Genomic DNA, 17478 nt, shown 5'->3' on the forward strand with positions numbered 1-17478 from the left:
AATCGCAGGAAACACTACGGCACGATTTCACACCCATCGGTACAAAAGGGATTGTTTCACACGTCACGGGGCAACCACAAACGACTCATCATTCGCGGACGATGAATTCGTCCAGATTCATCAACGTCCGCGCAATCAGAAACCAGATTCGTAATTCCTGTTCCTCCGGATTTTTCGGCGGATCTTCGACCGACCGAGCTCCATTTCCCATCAGAAGGCGTTGCTGCAGCGCGTAATCCTGTAAACGCTTCAGCTCATTCGGCTGTGGAGTTCGCGAGAAACACAGCCGCCACGCCCGGATGATGCGATCGCGATCGTTGTCCGCCGCTGCGAAAATGCGTTTGCTGAGAGCCAATGCCATTTCCGTCATCGCCTGGTCGTTCGCCATGGTGAGCGACTGAAGCGGCGTATTCGAACGGACCCGCATCGTACATGTGGTGTTAAATCGAGGCGTGTCGAACGTGGTTAACATCGGATAGGGCGCGCTTCGCATAAAAAACGTGTACATGCCCCGCCGAAACCGATCTTCGTTCTTGCTGGTCGGCCAGCCTGCATTGCGCTGTGTGAATGCGTAAACACCGTCTGGTTGAGGAGGGAAAACGCTGGGACCGCCGATGGTTTCGTTGAGCAAACCACTGACGGCTAAGCCAAGATCTCTCACTACTTCCGCATCAACCCGAAGGCGCGACTGCCGTGCCAGAAGTTTGTTCAGTGGATCGACCGTTGACAGATCCGGCCGTGCGATCGAAGACTGACGATAGGTTGCGGAATTCAGAATCAATCGATGCATGTGCTTCATCGACCAGCCTGCATCCATAAATTCTGCGGCCAGCCAGTCGAGCAATTCGGGGTGAGTTGGCGGGGTTCCCTGAAACCCAAAGTCGTTTTCAGTTTCGACCAGCCCCTGCCCGAAGTATCTCGCCCACATGCGATTCATCGTGACCCGTGCGGTCAAAGGATTGCTGCGGCTGACCAGCCACTTCGCCAGATCCAGTCGATTGCGAGGCGATTCTTTCGGGGCCATTCCGGACAGCGCGCGGGGAGTGTCTGCATGAACCACATCGCCGTGCCGCAGAAAATCACCTCGAATCAGAACGTGTGTTTCTCGAGGCCGATCCACATCCCCCATGATCATGGTTTGAGGAATCGCACTCAGAACTTTTTTCCGTGCAGCGTCTGCCGTTTTTTGTTTTTCGTCCCATACCATCCTGTCCTGATTCAGTTGGTCACGGGTCGAAGCTTCGATGGTTTCACCGTTCCTGAGCTGCAGATCAATGGCGGCGATGTGCTTCCTGATTTCAGCCATTTCTGAATCCAGCATCTGCAGTTCTGCGGTTTGCTCATCCGTGGGTAGCGACAGCACAGGCGACGTACTGTTTACGTCTTTGCCCTGATTAAAGAATGCAAACAGCTGGTAGTATTCGTGCTGTGTTATCGGGTCATACTTGTGCGTATGGCATTGCGCGCAGCCAACAGTCAGGCCCAGCCAGACAGCGCCGGTTGTATTAACACGATCGACGACGGCTTCGTTGCGAAATTGTTCAGCGTCAGTACCGCCTTCCTGATTGACCAGCGTGTTACGATGGAATCCTGTGGCCACCAGTTGCGAACGTGTCGGTTCGGGCAGAAGGTCACCGGCAATCTGTTCAATGGTAAACTGATCGAAGGGCATGTCGTTATTGAACGCTGCGATCACCCAGTCTCGGTAAGGCCAGATAGTGCGATTTCCGTCTACGGTGTATCCGTGGGTGTCGGCGTAACGAGCGTGATCCAGCCAGTGACGCCCCCATCGTTCGCCGTAATGCGGACTGGCCAGCGCGCGATCAACCATAGTGCGATACGCATCCGGCGATTCATCGTTCAGGAAGAGTTCGAGATCTTCAATGGAAGGCGTCAACCCAATGACGTCCAGGTAGACTCTCCGAATCAGAGTATGTTTTTCAGCAGCCGGCGAAGGCTGAATCTGATGATGCAGCAATTCCTGATAGACGAACGCATCGATTGGATTGCGAACGACCATTGGCAATGGGAGATCGAATACGGGCACCTCCGGTTGGACGACTTCACGGAACGCCCAGTGGTCGTTGTAACCCGCGCCCTGCTCGATCCATCTGGTCAGGACTGCGATTTCCTGTTTCGTGAGCGACTTATTCGTACTGGCCGGCGGCATCTTTAAATCAGCGTCGTCGGTCAGGATACGTGTGAGTACTTCGCTGTCATCCGTGTTGCCGGGAACAATGGCGCGTCCCCCGGAGATTGCGGCGATGGCACCGTCCCTCGTATCCAGGCGAAGTCCAGCCTCACGGTGTGTTTCGTCGGGGCCATGACAACGAAAACATTTGTCCGATAGTATGGGCCGAACGTCACGGCTGTAGTCAAGAGGCCGCGAGTCCTGCGCAAAGACGGAGTCGGCAGAGTTCGAAACTAAGATTCCTGCGAGCAAAATTATCTGATTCAAAAGCTGCAAACTGCAGGAACATCCGGGGCCTGTTGACATAATTCCGCGGTCTCTGATGGGGCGGGAAATCGAATCGGTTGGAGCCGTTCATTTTGAACGACATCGCCTCGAATGCAATCGGCGAAAAGAAGTCGACACAGAATCGAGCAAATTCTGGGTGATTTCGTTACACTCGGACGAATCGCAGCATTCAAATCAAGCGTGTTCTGAAAAACGCAACGGAACGATCGAGGCACTGGTAGTTTGAAACATGCGACCTGACGAGACCTGCGACGAGAATCCTTTTCGACCGTTGATGATCGATCTTGATCGCCGAAAAGGCGCGGATCATCAACCGGCGGATCCCAGACAACAGGCTCATGCTGCGGTTCGATGGACGCTGGTGCTGTTAATTCCAGCGGTGATGAACGATATCGCACTGAGTGCCGCCTGGGTCTCCCGACTGCCGAATTCAGCGGCTGTCATTGTCGTCGCTTTCCATATCGGCTTCTTCCTGTCAGTTGCACTGTTGATGTGGTTCTTTGTTTTCCGTGTTCTGGAGCTGTTTTCAGAGAAGATACGAGCTACTGTCGCGGCCAACGTCGATCCTGTCCGATGGCAGCATGTTTTTTACAAAAGCACAGGAAGGCTGCGTCTGTTGCTGTTGTTCGGTGTACTGCTGTGGATGATCTGGATCGCTGCAATCTTTGCGGGACGTTTGAATTTTTTAATCGTCTCTGTCCTGATTGGAATCCCGGCCCACATTCTGGGAGCCGTGTACTACCTTCCACTGTTCTGGCAGTGGTATAAACTGCGGCGAGATTCAGGACGCGCTTTTCCGAATCCGGCATCGGCGGATCGAAGTTAATCCGGCGTCGCGAGCAGATTGTCCCCGACAGGCCGGAGGGCCGCAGCGTTTTCCTTCGGATGTCGGGTTTCGACCAGTAATGACCGCAGAGAGTGGTACAGAGTCTGACGGACACGTTTCTGGTTGAAAACACTCAGTGACGTCACGTAAGCAATCGAGAGGCTGCTGCCGTCATGGCAGTTTTCGGCGAAATTGGGCACCCGGAAGCTGCGATTCGCTTCGTTGACACTGTATTTTGCTGGCAAAGCGTTGCTGAAATGGCCGGTTGTATCAGCGTGTTCGGCTGGCTCCGGGGGCAGAACTCACGAAATGGGCTGTGAGAGCGAATTGAGCTTGAACGTGAGTCTCATTACTGGTGGGATTTGTTGTTCATTGATTGTTCTTCAGGGGCAAGTGCTGCGGGCCAAAGGGGACGCCATCCGGAGACATCATTTTACTCGGGACAATATTATGCTCAGCGACGCAGAATTTGCTGACCTGATGGCGAGAACCAGGAGTGGTGATCAGGAGGCCGCCATGCGACTCGTCCGCGAGTATGAGCCGGAGATTCGTCGAGCGGCACGGTTGCGTCTGACGGATCCGAAACTGAGACGGATTGTGGATTCCATCGACATCTGCCAGTCGGTTTTCGGACGTTTCTTTCGAAGTGCGACGGATGGCTCGTTCGACCTGGAGCGCCCTGAGCAACTCCTGGTCCTGCTGACAACAATGACTCGCAATCGTATCATCGATGAACATCGCAAACAGACAGCAGCGAAACGTTCAGGGGGCGGCGATCTCATTGACGGCGCGGATCCAGGCGAACTGATTGCCGATACGGCCGGGCCGAGGACAGCTGCAGTCGCCAAAGAGATGTTGTCGGAAATTCGTTCGCGTTTGAGCCCGGAGGAATTAAACCTCGCGGATCGCCGGAACTCAGGGCAGTCCTGGGACGAGATTGCTCGCGACCTTGGCGAATCCCCGGATACCGTTCGCAAGCGACTGGAGCGTGCCCTGCAAAGAGTTCGTGAAGAACTGAATGTCGCAACCGGCGATGATAAATGATCAAAACCTGAAAAATGCTGTCCTGACGGAAGTCTGAACTTCGTTCAGTTGTCACAGGGGGGGCGCCCAGATCGCGCTTTCCCGTGATAGAGCGACCGAAGAGAGCATTTCTTTACGGATCGAACTGAAATCGAAGTTGCGGCGTGTGGTGCGTCTCAGCCCCAATCTATGAGCATTCCGGAGAAGACTCGCGACAGCGGTGAGTCGTTCAAACATCAAGTGATCAAAGATGCAAGAATTTGAGATTCACAATCGAGACGAGTTGATCCTATGGCAGCAGGATGAGTGGCAACTCGGAAGGCACGTCCGAATCGAAGAAATCATCCAGCGGTTCGCATGGCTGGCCGCACAGGACGATACGCTCCTTGATCTGATTTACAGTGAAGTGCTGCTGCGAGAGGATGTTGGTGAGAAGCCGGCGTCGGAAGAATACACCGATCGTTTTCCGCACCTTGCCGAATCCATCGTTCGGCAGTTTCAGGTCCACCGTGCTTTGCTGCAGGATCTGCCATCCGAAACCGGAAAGGTAACCGAGGAATTTGCGGTCACTTACGAAGAGCTGCCTCGAAACGCCAGCGAGAGTGGCACGGTCCTGCTTTCGAGCCCCGGTCAGCTGCCAAAGATTTCGGGCTTCGAAATACTGAATGTTGCCGGACGCGGCGGCAGTGGAGTGGCCTATCGTGCAATCGACAACAAACTGAAGCGGATCGTTGCAGTTAAGGTTCTGGATATTTCTCACAGCGCGGATCCGGTACGTTCGCGCCAATTGCTTCGAGAGGCCGAAGCGGCCGCGTCCCTGGTTCATCCCAACATCGTTCAGGTGTTTCAGGTGGGGGAAATGCATGGAACACCGTTTCTGGTGATGGAATTCATTGACGGCGGTTCGCTGGCCCAGCAGTTAAAGGCGGGGCCGATGCCGCCCAAAGCGGCCATTGATCTGATGCTGCAGGTTTCGGATGCTGTTCGCTTCGCGCACCAAAAGGGCATCATTCATCGCGATCTGAAACCGGGAAATATCCTGCTGGACGCCAGAGGACTTCCGCACGTCTGCGATTTTGGTCTGGCCAGACATCTGAATTCGGACGAGACCGTGCATGTCACAGGTGACGTGATGGGTACGCCAGCCTACATGCCTCCGGAACAAGCGCGGGGAGAACAGGTGGATGCACGCGCCGATGTGTACGCTCTTGGAGCAGTGCTGTATGAACTGCTCAGCGGTCGGCCTCCCTTTCAGGCGGCCACACCGTGGGAGATTCTTCACCAGGTTCTGACCAACGATGTCGTGCCGCTCACGCGTTTGAATGCGTCGCTGCCACTGGACCTGGAGACCATCTGTCAGAAGTGCCTGGAGAAAGACGCTGCCAGACGCTACGCCTCGGCGGACGAAGTTCATGAGGAGCTGGATCGCCTTCGAAGCGGTATTCCCATTCTGGCAAGACCGATTGGACGATTGCAGCGAACTCTGAAATGGATTCGACGGCATCCTGCAACATCCACCGTGATCGCGGTGATCTCGACGTCGCTTCTGGCCGTGGCCATCGTCGCGGTCGCTTCACAACGACGTGTTTCAAAGGCACTGACAGACACACAGAATGCACTGACCCTGGCAGAGCAGCAACGCGACGTTGCTGTCAAGGCGATGAATGATCTGGTGTACAACGTTCATGATGACCTGGAGAAACGAGAAGCCAGCGTTGAAGCTCGGGGAGAGGTACTTCAGTCGGCCATTGAAGGCCTGAAAAAGATCATGGAAGAAGCCGGGGATGAGGAGGATACGCGTATCACACTTGCGACAGCTCTGACGCGTTATGGTTACATCCTGACTCAGCAGGGCCGCAACGAAGACGCGGAAGTGATTTATCTGAAGTCGATTGAAGTGGCTGAGACTCTGACGTCACAACACGGCCAGAAACAGCGGGCTCAAAATTATTCGAACCTGGCGCAGTATTACGTGCGCGCGGCGAAGTTTGATGAAGTCAGCAACTGGGCCGATCGCACTCTGACTCTCGCTAACTCTCTGCTTGTCGCGACACCAGAAGATAAAGACCTGCTGAATATCGTGGTTCAGGCACATACACAGCGGGCCAGCGCGGCGGCTGTGAATCAGGACAATTTGACGGCGCTGAAGATTCGCCAGCAGGCGCAGGATCTGTGCCGGAAGCTTATCGAACAGCACCCGGAGGACGTCAGAATTCAGAATCAGCTGATTGATCTGAACCTGAGTATCATTCAGGAACACATCAATCTTGGTCAGATGCACGAAGCAGATCATGAAGTGGCCACAAGCCTCAAATTGCTGGAACGACAAAATCCGACGCAAACCGAGGATGTGCAAATGCAGCGACGTTACAGCAGTCTGAAGCGTTTTCAGGGACAGTTGAAGTTTGGTTTTGCTGAATACGCAGAAGCCATTGAAAGTCTTGAGATCGCGATAAGGGTCTACAGTCGTCTGGCCACCGTCGAACCCAACCGACCTGGATTCCATTTGCGACTCGGGACCATGCATGATGTGATGGCCGACTGCCGCCTGGCGCTCGATCAATACGACGAAGCAGAAATGCACGCACGGAAACAGATTGAAGAAACGCTGGAAGGTATGCGACTCGGCGGGCCAACCTACGCGATTCAGGCATATGCCGTGATGCAGGGATGGCTGATGGTCGGAAGTGTTCAGGTACGCCGGAATGAGCTGAAGGAAGCCACGAATTCGTTTCGCCGCGCAACGGAACAACTGGATCCAATCATTGATCAGTATAACACTCGCAGTATCCATGCAACGCTCGACTATCTGACAGAAACTCTGGCCGGTATGGCTGGACTAGAGAGCAAAGCGGCAGCTGAAGATGTTGCTGCCGGTTCCCTCAGCGATCAGGTTTGGCGGGCACTGATGGAAGGGAACAACGAACCATTCGAGACGAATGAAGAACGGCTGAACGCCGATTGGAAGAATGCTGAACGACCGGAAATCGCGGCCATGTTGTCCAGCAACCTTGCCTTGTGCTACGCGAAGTACTTCAGCAACCTCAGTGAGTCCGGAGCCAGTCCGGAGAAACAGAAGGCTGTCGAGCTCAAATGCATCGCGACGTTAAAAGAACTCCTCGAGAGCCCCGGATCCGATCAGCTGATTTACGTTCGATTTTCTGAATTCGCGGCCCTGCGACAAAGCCCCGCCTTCCGTCAGGAATTCGGCATAGACCATGCCCCGGTCGAGTAGTTCGTCAGGCTGAATCATCTGGCCCGGTGGCGCGCTGGCAAGACTGCCCGGCACAACGCCGAACACTCGAATTCGCAGCCGCGCCTCGGGTGTTGAATTGGCTCCGACAGAATCCGTTCGGGCGGACTGTTTGTGGAACGATACCACCGTCATGATTTTTTTGTCGATTGTGTCCGGTGCCGGCGGCGGACTGCGTTTCAAGGATTGACTCTGGTTGAGTCGGTCCCGAATCCAGTCAGGAGATTGAAATGATATTTTGCAAATCGTGTTTCTCGTTCCTCGCTCGTCATGCAGCCATCGGTGCCTTCGTTCTTTGCACCACCGCAATTGCTCAGAATTCCGCTCTGGCACAGACAGGCATAACGGTCTGCAGCCAGACGAAAAGTTCTTCCGCGTCTGCAGTCACGAGTGGCGAAAAAAACTCCAAAAGCTTTCGATCGAGTGACGGCAGCTTCAGAATCAACTTTTCCTCACCACCTCGACGTGACGTGGAGGATCTCGGCAATGACGTCGAACAGGTCCAGTTGATCGCAGAATTGCCCAAAGGCATCCAAATGGTTTCGCATCAGCCTCATTCGGACCGAGTTGTTTCAAAACGGGACCTCCTGCTTCAGCTGAATGCCGCGCGGGACGGATTGCTGAAAGCACTTGATGGTCAGGTTTTGAAGACAACGGACACATCGCTTTCAGATGGAACATTCGTCCGTGAATTTCTTGTGAGCATCCCTGCGGCACGGGGCGAATATCGCGTGCGAATGCTGATTGCCGATGATCGCTTCTATCAAATCGCTTCTGTTGGTGAACCCGAATTCGTCCGAAGTGCGCAGAGCACGGCATTTCTTGATTCTTTCGAGCTGCAGTCTGCTTCACCCACGCGAAAGTACGGCCGGTGAACAACTGGTCCGCCGCGCGAAGAAACGATCCCGTGTCGCTCGGAATTGTCAGAAGAAACCAGCTGGATCCATCATTTGAATCGGCAGCCATTCCGAATCGACGGTGCCATTGAATGGCGAGTGAATGACAGGTGACACTGAATGGCGAGTGACACTGAATCGATTCAGAAAAGGCCGGGACTGGCCCGCGACGGTTCAAACGCGGAGGGAGCGGACGCAGTCGGAATGTGATTTCATCCCTTTCCGCGCCGCAGGGCAAGCCATGCGGCCAGAGCGTCCGCATGCGGCTGATCTGTTGTCATAGGCACGAGATTAATGCGATGCCGATTGCAACCTCTGGTAAGCTGGTCGCGGTATTCTGCCAGTTTCTTCAGATAGGCCTGCCGGATCTGAGCGGGGTCAACCAGATGTCGGGCGGCAGCATTTTCGAGTGAGGCAAACTGTGTCCATTGTCGAAATGGAAAATCCAGTTCGTCAGGATCCAGAATCTGAAACAGCACGATCTCGTGGTTGGCGTGTCGAAAATGTGCGAGAGATTTCATCAATTGATCGACATCACCAAAAAGGTCCGAAATCACCACAAGCAGGCTTCGCCGATGCAGTCGTGACACCATCTGATGAAAAACGTCGCCAAGCTCTGTTTCTGATGCGGGTTTCTGCGATTGCAGTTCCTGCACAATGGCATGCAGATGGCGAGGTCGTGCGCGTGGGGGGATGTATTTTCGAACTTCGGTATCGAATGTCACCAGGCCCACGCTGTCCTGCTGATTAAGCATCAGGTATGCCAGACATGCTGCTGTTCGGACAGCATACTCATGTTTACTGATCCCCTGACTGCGTGAACCGCAGTAAGCCATTGAACCACTGGAATCCAACAGGATCGTGCAACGAAGGTTTGTGTCTTCTTCGTATTCCCGAATGTAAAGCCGATCGGTCTTGCCAAAAAGCTTCCAGTCGATGGAACGAATGTCATCTCCCGGAACATACGAACGATGTTCGCGAAATTCGACGCTGAATCCCTTGTGTGGCGAACGGTGTAATCCCGAACAAAACCCCTCAACGACCTGGCGTGCCAGCAGCTGCAGATTGCCGAAACGGCCAAGGTCATCAGGCTTGATAACAGTCGATGCAGAATTCATCGGCGACGCGATCGGTGATAACAGGAATGTGTCAGACGGCCGGGAAGTTCAATGTTTGCATCCCCGGCCAGGCGGAATCGCAATGAATCAGAGCGAAATTTTTAAAGCGAGATCTTACCGATCTCTTCCAGTTGCAACTGAGAAGGAAACTCCCGAACGCGATAGCGGCGAGGGTAAAGATCCGGCACCGGCTGAATCAATGCTCCCGCAGCGATACGAACAGTGGACCATTCTCCCATGGCGGCAAGGTCTGTTTCTGTGGGCAGCATCACCAGATCAGTTTCCGGAAGAAGCGAATCGACACCTTCTCCCCACACGCAATACGACAGCACTTTGTTGGTGTCTTTCTGCCGAATACCGGAAAACGATGCCACAAAAACGTCATCGTTTTGTTGCTCGTAGAGTTTTTCGAGTAGCTCTTTCTGAGCCGCGTAAAGTGATCCCAGAAACCAGTTCCGCATTTCTGCAAATCGATTGAACAAAGGATGGTCTTCGTCGGGCATCCAGTCGACCCATTCGCCATCGACCAACCGAAGCGGTATCGGAGACAGCGGTCGAATTTCGTCCTTCAGTGCTTCGGTCGTCATATCAAGCATGAGGCTCATGCTTTCGACGTCGTCGCTGCCGCAAAACATTAAACGGTCGCGCTGGGGAACGATGGCAATTAAATCTCCCTGCACTTCCAGCGACTGCAGTCGCTCAATCAGAAGAACGCGAGCAGAATCGTAGTTGTCTCCGGTAATGGCCATGTACAGACCATCGCCAATCTTCCCAATCGTTGACGGCGCTTCTTCGAGATTCTGGCAGGCATCTTCAATCGCCTGATAAATCGTCACGCCCCAGCGTTCGAGGTCTGTCATCGAAACCGAGCATGGCGGTTGGTAAGTCGTAAACAATGGATGAGTACAAGTGTTCGCCCAGCGGGCACAAAGGAATCTCGCACCTTTGAACGCCACCTTTGATACGGCGATGCAGTTCCATTTCCTCGAACGTCGCACGGTTCCAGATTTTCGGGCGAAGGTGTTCGCGCGCTTCTTCGTACGTTTCGGCAATATCCCCACCGGCGTCAGCGAATATCGCGGCCAGCATTTTCAGGTGCGAAGGTCGATCGGAGGCATCCAGTCGGCAGTGCTCCTGATAGACATTCGTCAAATTGGTCTGACGGTTTTCGCTGTCGTCAATGATTCGAAATTCTTCTTTGTCGTAGCGGGGGTTCAGGTCTGGCCGAGAGTCGTAAATGGCCAGAATCAGCTGGCTGGCAAATTCATCGGGCGTCGGGTTGTTCGAATTCTCTTCCTGCGTGTTCATTCCACTTACCGTTCAAGCCTTTCGACAACTGCCACGGTTGTGATGTTGCGTTTACCCCACGTTCACATCACCTCCCTACGTTAACACCAAAGCAGCCGAAATTCCACAAGACGCCAACAATGGATGCGGGCAAAGGGTGTTCCAGCAAAACTGAGCCTGCCATCGGAAGATCAACGCAGCCGCACAAGCTGGCCCCCGGCCGTGTCAGCAGATTCGTAATTCTGATGAACCTCCGCTACCATCGCAGGTGCAGCGAATCAAAAGATGACGGCGGATGCAAAAGTCGGGATAGGGCGGGCTTTCACGCAGCGGGCGTATCGCGATGGGACAATGACCGATGGAAGACTTCAACCCCTACGCGCCGCCTGTCGACCAGGCCGTTTCCGTGGAAAGCGTTCGAGGCCTCCCGGTTCGACGGCGGCTTGCCCTGGCGATGCTTTGGGTGTTCATTATTGCCGCCGTCAGCTACACGTATCTGGATGAAGTGGTTCTTGCAACATCTTTCGGGGCCTGGCCAATGCTCTGTACGGCAGGGGCCGGGGCCATTGTGGCAAGTTGTTTCACGCGGGATTTGTTGGTTGCCCCGTTGTGCTGCCTGCTATCGGTTGTCTGCGGTGACCTGACGGCAGCGTTTGTCAAAAGCTGGCAGTACGCGCAGTTCCATCTTTGCCTGCCTCTGGCGATTGGCTTTTCGGTGCCATCGTTCCTTCTGGCTTTTTACCTGCGGTTCAGAAAGCGTCACAATATCCCCTGAGAAGCTCCCCACGGAATGCGTTCAGGATGACACTGGTGTTGAAGAGCAGCGGTGTGGTCTGCGGATTCGCTGACTTCAGGATTCCTCTGTCGGTTTCCAACCGCAGGCATGCTGGGTATTATCGAGCGACAGCGAGTCATGTTCCATGGGAGCATCAGGAGTTTGCCAACACAGTTGGCATGACTTCTTGTGACCGATCTCAGTCCGCGAATCAAAGGAGCCTGGTTATGTCGATGACCGTCGAAACGTCTTCAGAATTGTGCCCACAGGTGAAAGCTTTTCTCGGGAAAGACCTGCACAAAGCTTATGTTGGTGGACGGTGGGTTGAAGCCGCGGACGGCAGCACTTTCGACGTGCTGGATCCCGGCACCGGTGAAAAGATTGCAACGGTTGCCAGCCTGAAAAAAGACGATGTCGATCAGGCGGTAGATGCGGCCTCGGAAGCGTTCAGGAACAGTGGCTGGGCAAAGATGCCGGTCAATGAGCGATCAGCCATTCTGCACCGTGTTGCCGATGCCGTTGAGGATCGACTGCACGAGTTTGCGCAGATTGAATCACTGGACTGCGGCAAGGTGTACGCACAGGCGGTTGACGACATCCAGAATTTCGTGGACACATTCCGATATTTCGCGGACCTGGCTGTTTCGGTCAATTATCGCAGCGTGCTGGCAGTCAAACATCACGAAGCCTGGATTGCTCGACATCCGTGGGGGCCATGCGGTTTCATTATCCCCTGGAACTTCCCATTTCTTTTGGCTGGCTGGGGAATCGGCCCAGCGCTTGCCGCGGGCAACACCTGTGTGCTGAAGCCTGCCGAAGATACTCCACTGTCAGCACTGTATTTGTGCCACGTACTTCAGGAACAGGAATTACTTCCGGCAGGCGTGCTGAACGTTGTCACGGGTCTGGGAGAAACAGCCGGGGCAGCCGTCTCTCAGAACCCGAAATTCCGCCGTATGAGTTTCACAGGGTCGCCTGAGGTCGGACGGATGGTGGCTGAAGCGTGCGGTCGTAATCTGGTGCCGATCAAGTGTGAATTGGGTGGCAAAGGGGCTGCGGTCGTTTTCAACGATGTTGATATTCCGGAAACCGCGGACAAGCTGGTCAAGGCAATCACCTTTCACAGTGGACAGGTTTGCTGCGACGCAACTCGATGGCTCATTCAAAAAGACATCTACGAAGACTTCGTCGAAGAATGCATTACTCGGATGAAGTCCGTGCAGATCGGCTATCCGCTCGATTCTTCGACTCAAATGGGGCCCCTGGTGAACGCGAAACAGAAAGCGCGTGTCCTTGGCTATCTGCAGAAGGGGGTCGCAGGCGGAGCCGATCTGATCCTGGAAGGCGGAGAAGCAACCGTCCCGGGGAAAAACGGCTTCTATGTAAAACCCGCATTGCTGGCAGGATCGCTGGACAATGTGGCCGCACGTGAAGAGATCTTTGGGCCGGTGGCCTACCTGGCACCTTACACCACTGAAGAAGAAGCCATCTTTATGGCCAACAATACGGATTATGGACTTGGTAACAGTGTCTGGTCGAATGACCTTGCTCGCTGTGCCCGAGTCGCGGAAGCATTTGAATCCGGCAACGGCTGGATCAATGCACACAATGTTGTCGTCCATGGGGTTCCTTATGCGGGGGTCGGAAAGAGCGGTATGGGCGGCGGCGTTGTCAGCCCTGATACTCTGAATGACTACCTGCGGCCGATCTCTGTTGTTCGTCCGCTTTAGCGTCCTGAGCGGGTGATCGACTGATCTGCTGACCAGCGAACCGGCAGGCCTGACACGTTCTGGCGGAATCATTCCATGATTCCACCAGGCGAAAGGCCTGCCTTTTTTATTCAGAGACATGTTCTGAACCGGATTGAGCCATGTTGTATGTGAACGAAACGATTTCTATCCCCGATACCGAGTTCAGCTTTTCATTCGCGCGAAGCAGTGGCCCCGGCGGACAAAACGTCAATAAAGTCAATTCCAAAGCCATCATGCAGTGGGATGCTTCCCGATCTGTTCAGCTTCCGGAGGCAGTGCGGGAACGTTTTCTTGCTGCATATGCGCGGCGACTAACAAAAGAAGGGATCCTGGTGATTTCCAGCCAGCGTTACCGCGATCAAGGCCGCAATGTTGCCGACTGCCTGTCGAAACTGCGTGACCTGATACTGAGTGTCGCGATAGCTCCTACGCAGCGAAGAGCAACGAAACCAACCCGCGGGGCAAAACAGAGGCGGCTGTCGGAGAAGAAGGCAAATTCCGAACGGAAACAGGGCCGCCGGCGTCCATCAATCAATGACTGACGGCCTGACCAAACAGGACCGATTCATCCGGCTGCCCTGGTGTTGCCGGTGGTGTATCATCCGGTTTGGGCAGCGCGCGTTGCGACCGGCTTGAAAAGGTCTCGGAAGTTGAGGCGGCTCAGGGATTTTCGGAACGCAGGGGATTCAGCATCGCGTCCAGAACGGTCCTGTTGGCCTCTGGAAAATTTAATGTGCGAAGCTCGTCGTAGGTCGCCCAGCGGAATGGAGGCGTCGGGCGAGCGTTGTCGGGCAGCCCGGGACTGAGGACGCATCGCCAAAAGTGCAGTTGGACGTCCCCGTGGGCATAAGAGTGCTCGACAGTGGCCAAATGCTCGCGGGGAATTACGAGTAGTCCGGTTTCTTCGCGGCATTCGCGCACCGCACAGGATCGAGGCGTTTCATCCGACTCGCACTTTCCTCCGGGAAACTCGGAAAAGCCGGCCAGCGGCAAGCCTTCCGGCCTTCGCCCCACCAGGACAAGTCCTGCGGATTCAACGACGGCGATGCCAATCCGGGTCATGGAGGTCATTTCAGAGTTGTTCCCGTAAGATTTCGTGGATTTCGGTGGAAATTCTTGTCGGAAATGATGCCCCACGGCAACCATTCGGGCATGTGAATTCACCTGAGTTTGCGGAACGAAATCAGAGGCTTGATCGGAATCGGCAACATTGACCTGTGCCACACCCCAATCAGTTTTTCTTGAAAACGAATCGTGGCTGCGCACGATTGTGCGCAGTCGCCTGCGCGAACCCGAGGCGGTGGACGACGTTATGCAGAATATTGCGATGGCGATAGTTCGCCAGAAACAGATGCTGGATGAGGTCAATCGTGTCGGGGCCTGGTTGTACCAGGTTGCCGTTCGACAGGTGCTGATGTACCGAAGAACGACTGGACGCAAACGCAAACTGCAGGACCGTTTGAATGAGGGTTTTGCTTCACCCGTTGTGGATCGCTCGATCGCGACGCCGGAGCAAAGAGTCATTGCTGCGGAAACTCAGCAGAATGTTCGAGACGCTCTGGATCAGTTGACGGAACTCGACCGGCAAATCCTGATGCTGAAATACGAAGATAACTGGTCCTACCGGGAACTGGCGGACCTGCTTGGAGTCAAGGAGGACACCATTGAGTATCGATTAACGAAGGCTCGCAAGAACCTTCGATGTGTCCTGACGCAAATGGGAGAAGGGGGCAGCGAATGTCCATAGATGACCCAAAAAATAAGAACCTCAACCACGGCAGCACCGCTTCAGCCAGGCGTGTCTCGCCTGAGATTCGGGAGAGATGCTCAGCGGCCGGTGAGTTGGATGACGATGGGCAGAAGTCGATTTCACGGATGATTCAGCGGTGCGTTGATGATGAACTCACTTCTGCTGAAACGCGTGAAATGATGTCAAGACTGGAAAGTGTCCCGCAGGGATGGAAGACCCTGGCATGCGGATTTCTGGAGGATCGCCTGTTCCAGCACGCGATTCGGGGACGTAAACCGCCCGAATCTTCAACCGACCCAGGCGCGCGACTGAGTGGCCTGATTCTTTCTCGCGATGCATCGGGCCAGCGAAATCTGCCGAACCTGTCACCATCCAGACCTGCTGAATCCAACAACCATTCGAACGTGGATGCCGGAGGATCTGTCGACGCAACAGGCGGAATCAGTACTTTTCCGAGCCAGAGTCGACTGCGTCAGACAGCTCGACATTGGTGGTCGCACCCCATCGTGTCATTGTCGCTTTGTGGAGCCATTGCATTTGTCACGGGTTTGCTGGTACCGGACTTTGCGGGTCAGGGTTCACGTCAGGTTGCAAATCGAGATACGGGCAATTTGAAGTCAGCAACAATTCCGGGAATCAGCCAGTCCGGGCAACTGGTCGGCGAAGGCAGCCTGTCGAGCCAGCCTGGTTACACCATGAAGTGGGTTCCGGGTGAAGATGGTCAGGGTGTGGAATTGCCCATTGTCAACGACCCGCGCGAATGGGGGCGAGGTTTCCTGGCACCACGATCTTCACAAGATGTGCCAATCAACGGTTCCGCCTCGTCCGGCGGTGATTCTTATCAGCTAATCCGAATCCCGGGTGACGATCAGAAGGATATTCTGTTTATCGTTCCGGATGGAAACATCAGCCGACGCGTTCAATAGGTCAAACCCACATGGTCTATTTCATGTTGGGGTCGATATTACGACATCTGTTTTCTCGGGTGATCGGTCCTGTAAGCCGGGATGTCTGCATTCTTACTCATTGCCACAGAGACGATCGAACAATCGCATAAGGAGACGCTTTATGAAATTCCGTAAATCCCGGGCATTCTGGTGCCTGAATATCCTGCTGATCCCGGCTGGTGCAGCAGGGCTGTTTGCCGACGAAACAGTTGTTGACTCCCCCGAAACAGCCACAGTGACTGAAGAGGTTGTCTTTGCGCGGGTCGATGGCCCCGGCGACGATAGATCGGGAGACAACAGTCAGGAAAATACCGGAAAGATCACCATACGCGTTGTGGAGTCGGATGGCGACGGAAAAACCAAAGAAACCCATGTGACAACTTCACGACTGAATTTTGGTTTCGCGGAAGATCAGGATGAAGCCCCCCCCGAGGAGACGGACGCGAAACAACCGGCCGACAGCGATAAAAAAACCGTAAGAAAATTCTCCGGCAAGATTGTCATTACGACGCCGGATGGCCGCACGACGGAATATGACATGGGCGAAGACAATGACACGGACATGCAGATATTCGACGTCAAACCCGGGGATCGAAACCAGCGGATTGAGATTCAAACTGCTGAAACCCAGGAACGTTTCATGATTGGCATCCACTGTGATTCTGCTCCTGAGATCGTCCGACGCCATCTAAAGATCGGGGACGTAGGTCTGGTGGTCGAATCCGTGGTTCCGGAATCGCCAGCGGAAGCAGCCGGTCTGAAGGAAGGAGACATCCTGATTAAAGCGGCTGCCGTCGAACTCAAGGAACCGAAAGACCTGCAGCAGGTCATCAAGGAATCTGAAGGGAATGAGATCGAAATCCACCTGATCCACGATGGCGAAACCCTGAATCTTTCGCTGTCACCGAAAAAGATGAAGCCAGGGAACATAATCGTAATGGGTGGAACACCATCCGAAGGTCATTGGTTTGACGTGGAAACTGCCGTGCCGCCCGGCGAGCTAAAGGATTTTCAGCGGCTGAGGGGACTCTTCGGAAACGGTCAGATTCATCGTTTCTCTCCGGGCATCGCTGTGAACAAGTCCATGAGCGCAGAAGACATGGAAAAGCTTGTGGCGGATGCAATGGAAGCCGCTCAGGCGGCTCGTGAGAAATCGTTCAGCGTTTCGAGCAAGGAACGGGACATGCTGAACGACCGGATTGCTGAACTGGAACGTGCCAACAAGTTGCTCGAGGAACGCGTCAAGCAGCTCGAAGTACAGAAATAGGCAGCGACTTCACCGGCAGAATCTGCTGGAAAGTACGATATTCGAAATGCCTACGCGGTCGTACCTAAGGCTTTGTCATCCATGGATGGCAGAGCCTTTTTTTGGT

At 54.4% G+C, this 17478-nt stretch carries 15 protein-coding genes; 10 read left to right on the top strand and 5 right to left on the bottom strand.

The annotated features are described in order from the left end of the window. Nucleotides 1-88: 88 nt before the first annotated feature. A complete protein-coding gene (locus R3C20_20290; GenBank protein MEZ6042847.1) occupies nucleotides 89-2458 on the bottom strand; it encodes a PSD1 and planctomycete cytochrome C domain-containing protein in 2370 nt (789 codons plus the stop codon). 250 nt (nucleotides 2459-2708) lie between these two features. On the opposite strand from R3C20_20290, the gene R3C20_20295 reads away from it, so the two are divergent. The 4 genes from R3C20_20295 to R3C20_20310 all read left to right on the top strand — a co-directional run bounded on the left by R3C20_20295 (nucleotide 2709) and on the right by R3C20_20310 (nucleotide 8456). Further along, complete coding sequence (locus R3C20_20295) at nucleotides 2709-3305, top strand: hypothetical protein (protein MEZ6042848.1); 597 nt, start codon at nucleotides 2709-2711, stop codon at nucleotides 3303-3305. 339 nt (nucleotides 3306-3644) lie between these two features. Then, nucleotides 3645-4349 (top strand): sigma-70 family RNA polymerase sigma factor, encoded by a 705-nt coding sequence (locus R3C20_20300; GenBank protein ID MEZ6042849.1) that lies wholly within the window; start codon nucleotides 3645-3647, stop codon nucleotides 4347-4349. 229 nt (nucleotides 4350-4578) lie between these two features. Further along, nucleotides 4579-7563, top strand: coding sequence for a serine/threonine-protein kinase (locus R3C20_20305; protein MEZ6042850.1), 2985 nt, complete (start codon nucleotides 4579-4581; stop codon nucleotides 7561-7563). A gap of 248 nt (nucleotides 7564-7811) precedes the next feature. Beyond that, on the top strand, nucleotides 7812-8456 hold the full coding sequence (locus tag R3C20_20310; protein ID MEZ6042851.1) for a hypothetical protein: 645 nt from the start codon (nucleotides 7812-7814) through the stop codon (nucleotides 8454-8456). A 233-nt stretch (nucleotides 8457-8689) separates the two neighbouring features. Here R3C20_20310 and R3C20_20315 read toward each other — a convergent pair whose 3' ends face one another. From R3C20_20315 to R3C20_20325, 3 genes are all read right to left on the bottom strand, one after another. Next, nucleotides 8690-9595 carry a DUF58 domain-containing protein gene (locus R3C20_20315; GenBank protein MEZ6042852.1) on the bottom strand — a complete coding sequence of 302 codons (906 nt, stop codon included), beginning with the start codon at nucleotides 9593-9595 and terminating at the stop codon, nucleotides 8690-8692. Nucleotides 9596-9696: 101 nt separating this feature from the next. Continuing rightward, on the bottom strand, nucleotides 9697-10455 hold the full coding sequence (locus R3C20_20320; GenBank protein MEZ6042853.1) for a hypothetical protein: 759 nt from the start codon (nucleotides 10453-10455) through the stop codon (nucleotides 9697-9699). Next, the gene (locus tag R3C20_20325) at nucleotides 10409-10903 is read right to left on the bottom strand and encodes a hypothetical protein (protein ID MEZ6042854.1); all 495 of its coding nucleotides are present in this window, start codon (nucleotides 10901-10903) and stop codon (nucleotides 10409-10411) included. Before R3C20_20325 ends, R3C20_20320 begins: the two co-directional genes overlap by 47 nt. Nucleotides 10904-11240: 337 nt before the next feature. Between R3C20_20325 and R3C20_20330 the strand changes: the two genes are divergently transcribed. The 3 genes from R3C20_20330 to arfB all read left to right on the top strand — a co-directional run bounded on the left by R3C20_20330 (nucleotide 11241) and on the right by arfB (nucleotide 13950). Continuing rightward, nucleotides 11241-11657 (top strand): hypothetical protein, encoded by a 417-nt coding sequence (locus tag R3C20_20330; protein MEZ6042855.1) that lies wholly within the window; start codon nucleotides 11241-11243, stop codon nucleotides 11655-11657. A 227-nt stretch (nucleotides 11658-11884) separates the two neighbouring features. Continuing rightward, nucleotides 11885-13387 (top strand): aldehyde dehydrogenase family protein, encoded by a 1503-nt coding sequence (locus R3C20_20335; protein ID MEZ6042856.1) that lies wholly within the window; start codon nucleotides 11885-11887, stop codon nucleotides 13385-13387. A gap of 140 nt (nucleotides 13388-13527) precedes the next feature. Continuing rightward, on the top strand, nucleotides 13528-13950 hold the full coding sequence (gene arfB / locus R3C20_20340) for an alternative ribosome rescue aminoacyl-tRNA hydrolase ArfB (protein MEZ6042857.1): 423 nt from the start codon (nucleotides 13528-13530) through the stop codon (nucleotides 13948-13950). A 118-nt stretch (nucleotides 13951-14068) separates the two neighbouring features. On the opposite strand, the gene R3C20_20345 is transcribed toward arfB, so the two are convergent. Then, complete coding sequence (locus R3C20_20345; GenBank protein ID MEZ6042858.1) at nucleotides 14069-14479, bottom strand: (deoxy)nucleoside triphosphate pyrophosphohydrolase; 411 nt, start codon at nucleotides 14477-14479, stop codon at nucleotides 14069-14071. A 139-nt stretch (nucleotides 14480-14618) separates the two neighbouring features. On the opposite strand from R3C20_20345, the gene R3C20_20350 reads away from it, so the two are divergent. From R3C20_20350 to R3C20_20360, 3 genes are all read left to right on the top strand, one after another. Next, nucleotides 14619-15155 (top strand): sigma-70 family RNA polymerase sigma factor, encoded by a 537-nt coding sequence (locus R3C20_20350; GenBank protein ID MEZ6042859.1) that lies wholly within the window; start codon nucleotides 14619-14621, stop codon nucleotides 15153-15155. Beyond that, nucleotides 15146-16084 (top strand): hypothetical protein, encoded by a 939-nt coding sequence (locus R3C20_20355; protein ID MEZ6042860.1) that lies wholly within the window; start codon nucleotides 15146-15148, stop codon nucleotides 16082-16084. The genes R3C20_20350 and R3C20_20355 overlap by 10 nt, the downstream gene beginning before the upstream one ends. Before the next feature lie 142 nt (nucleotides 16085-16226). After that, nucleotides 16227-17372, top strand: coding sequence for a PDZ domain-containing protein (locus R3C20_20360; GenBank protein ID MEZ6042861.1), 1146 nt, complete (start codon nucleotides 16227-16229; stop codon nucleotides 17370-17372). Nucleotides 17373-17478 lie beyond the last annotated feature (106 nt).

The sequence above is a fragment of the Planctomycetaceae bacterium genome, from assembly GCA_041398825.1.
Lineage (GTDB): Bacteria > Planctomycetota > Planctomycetia > Planctomycetales > Planctomycetaceae > F1-80-MAGs062.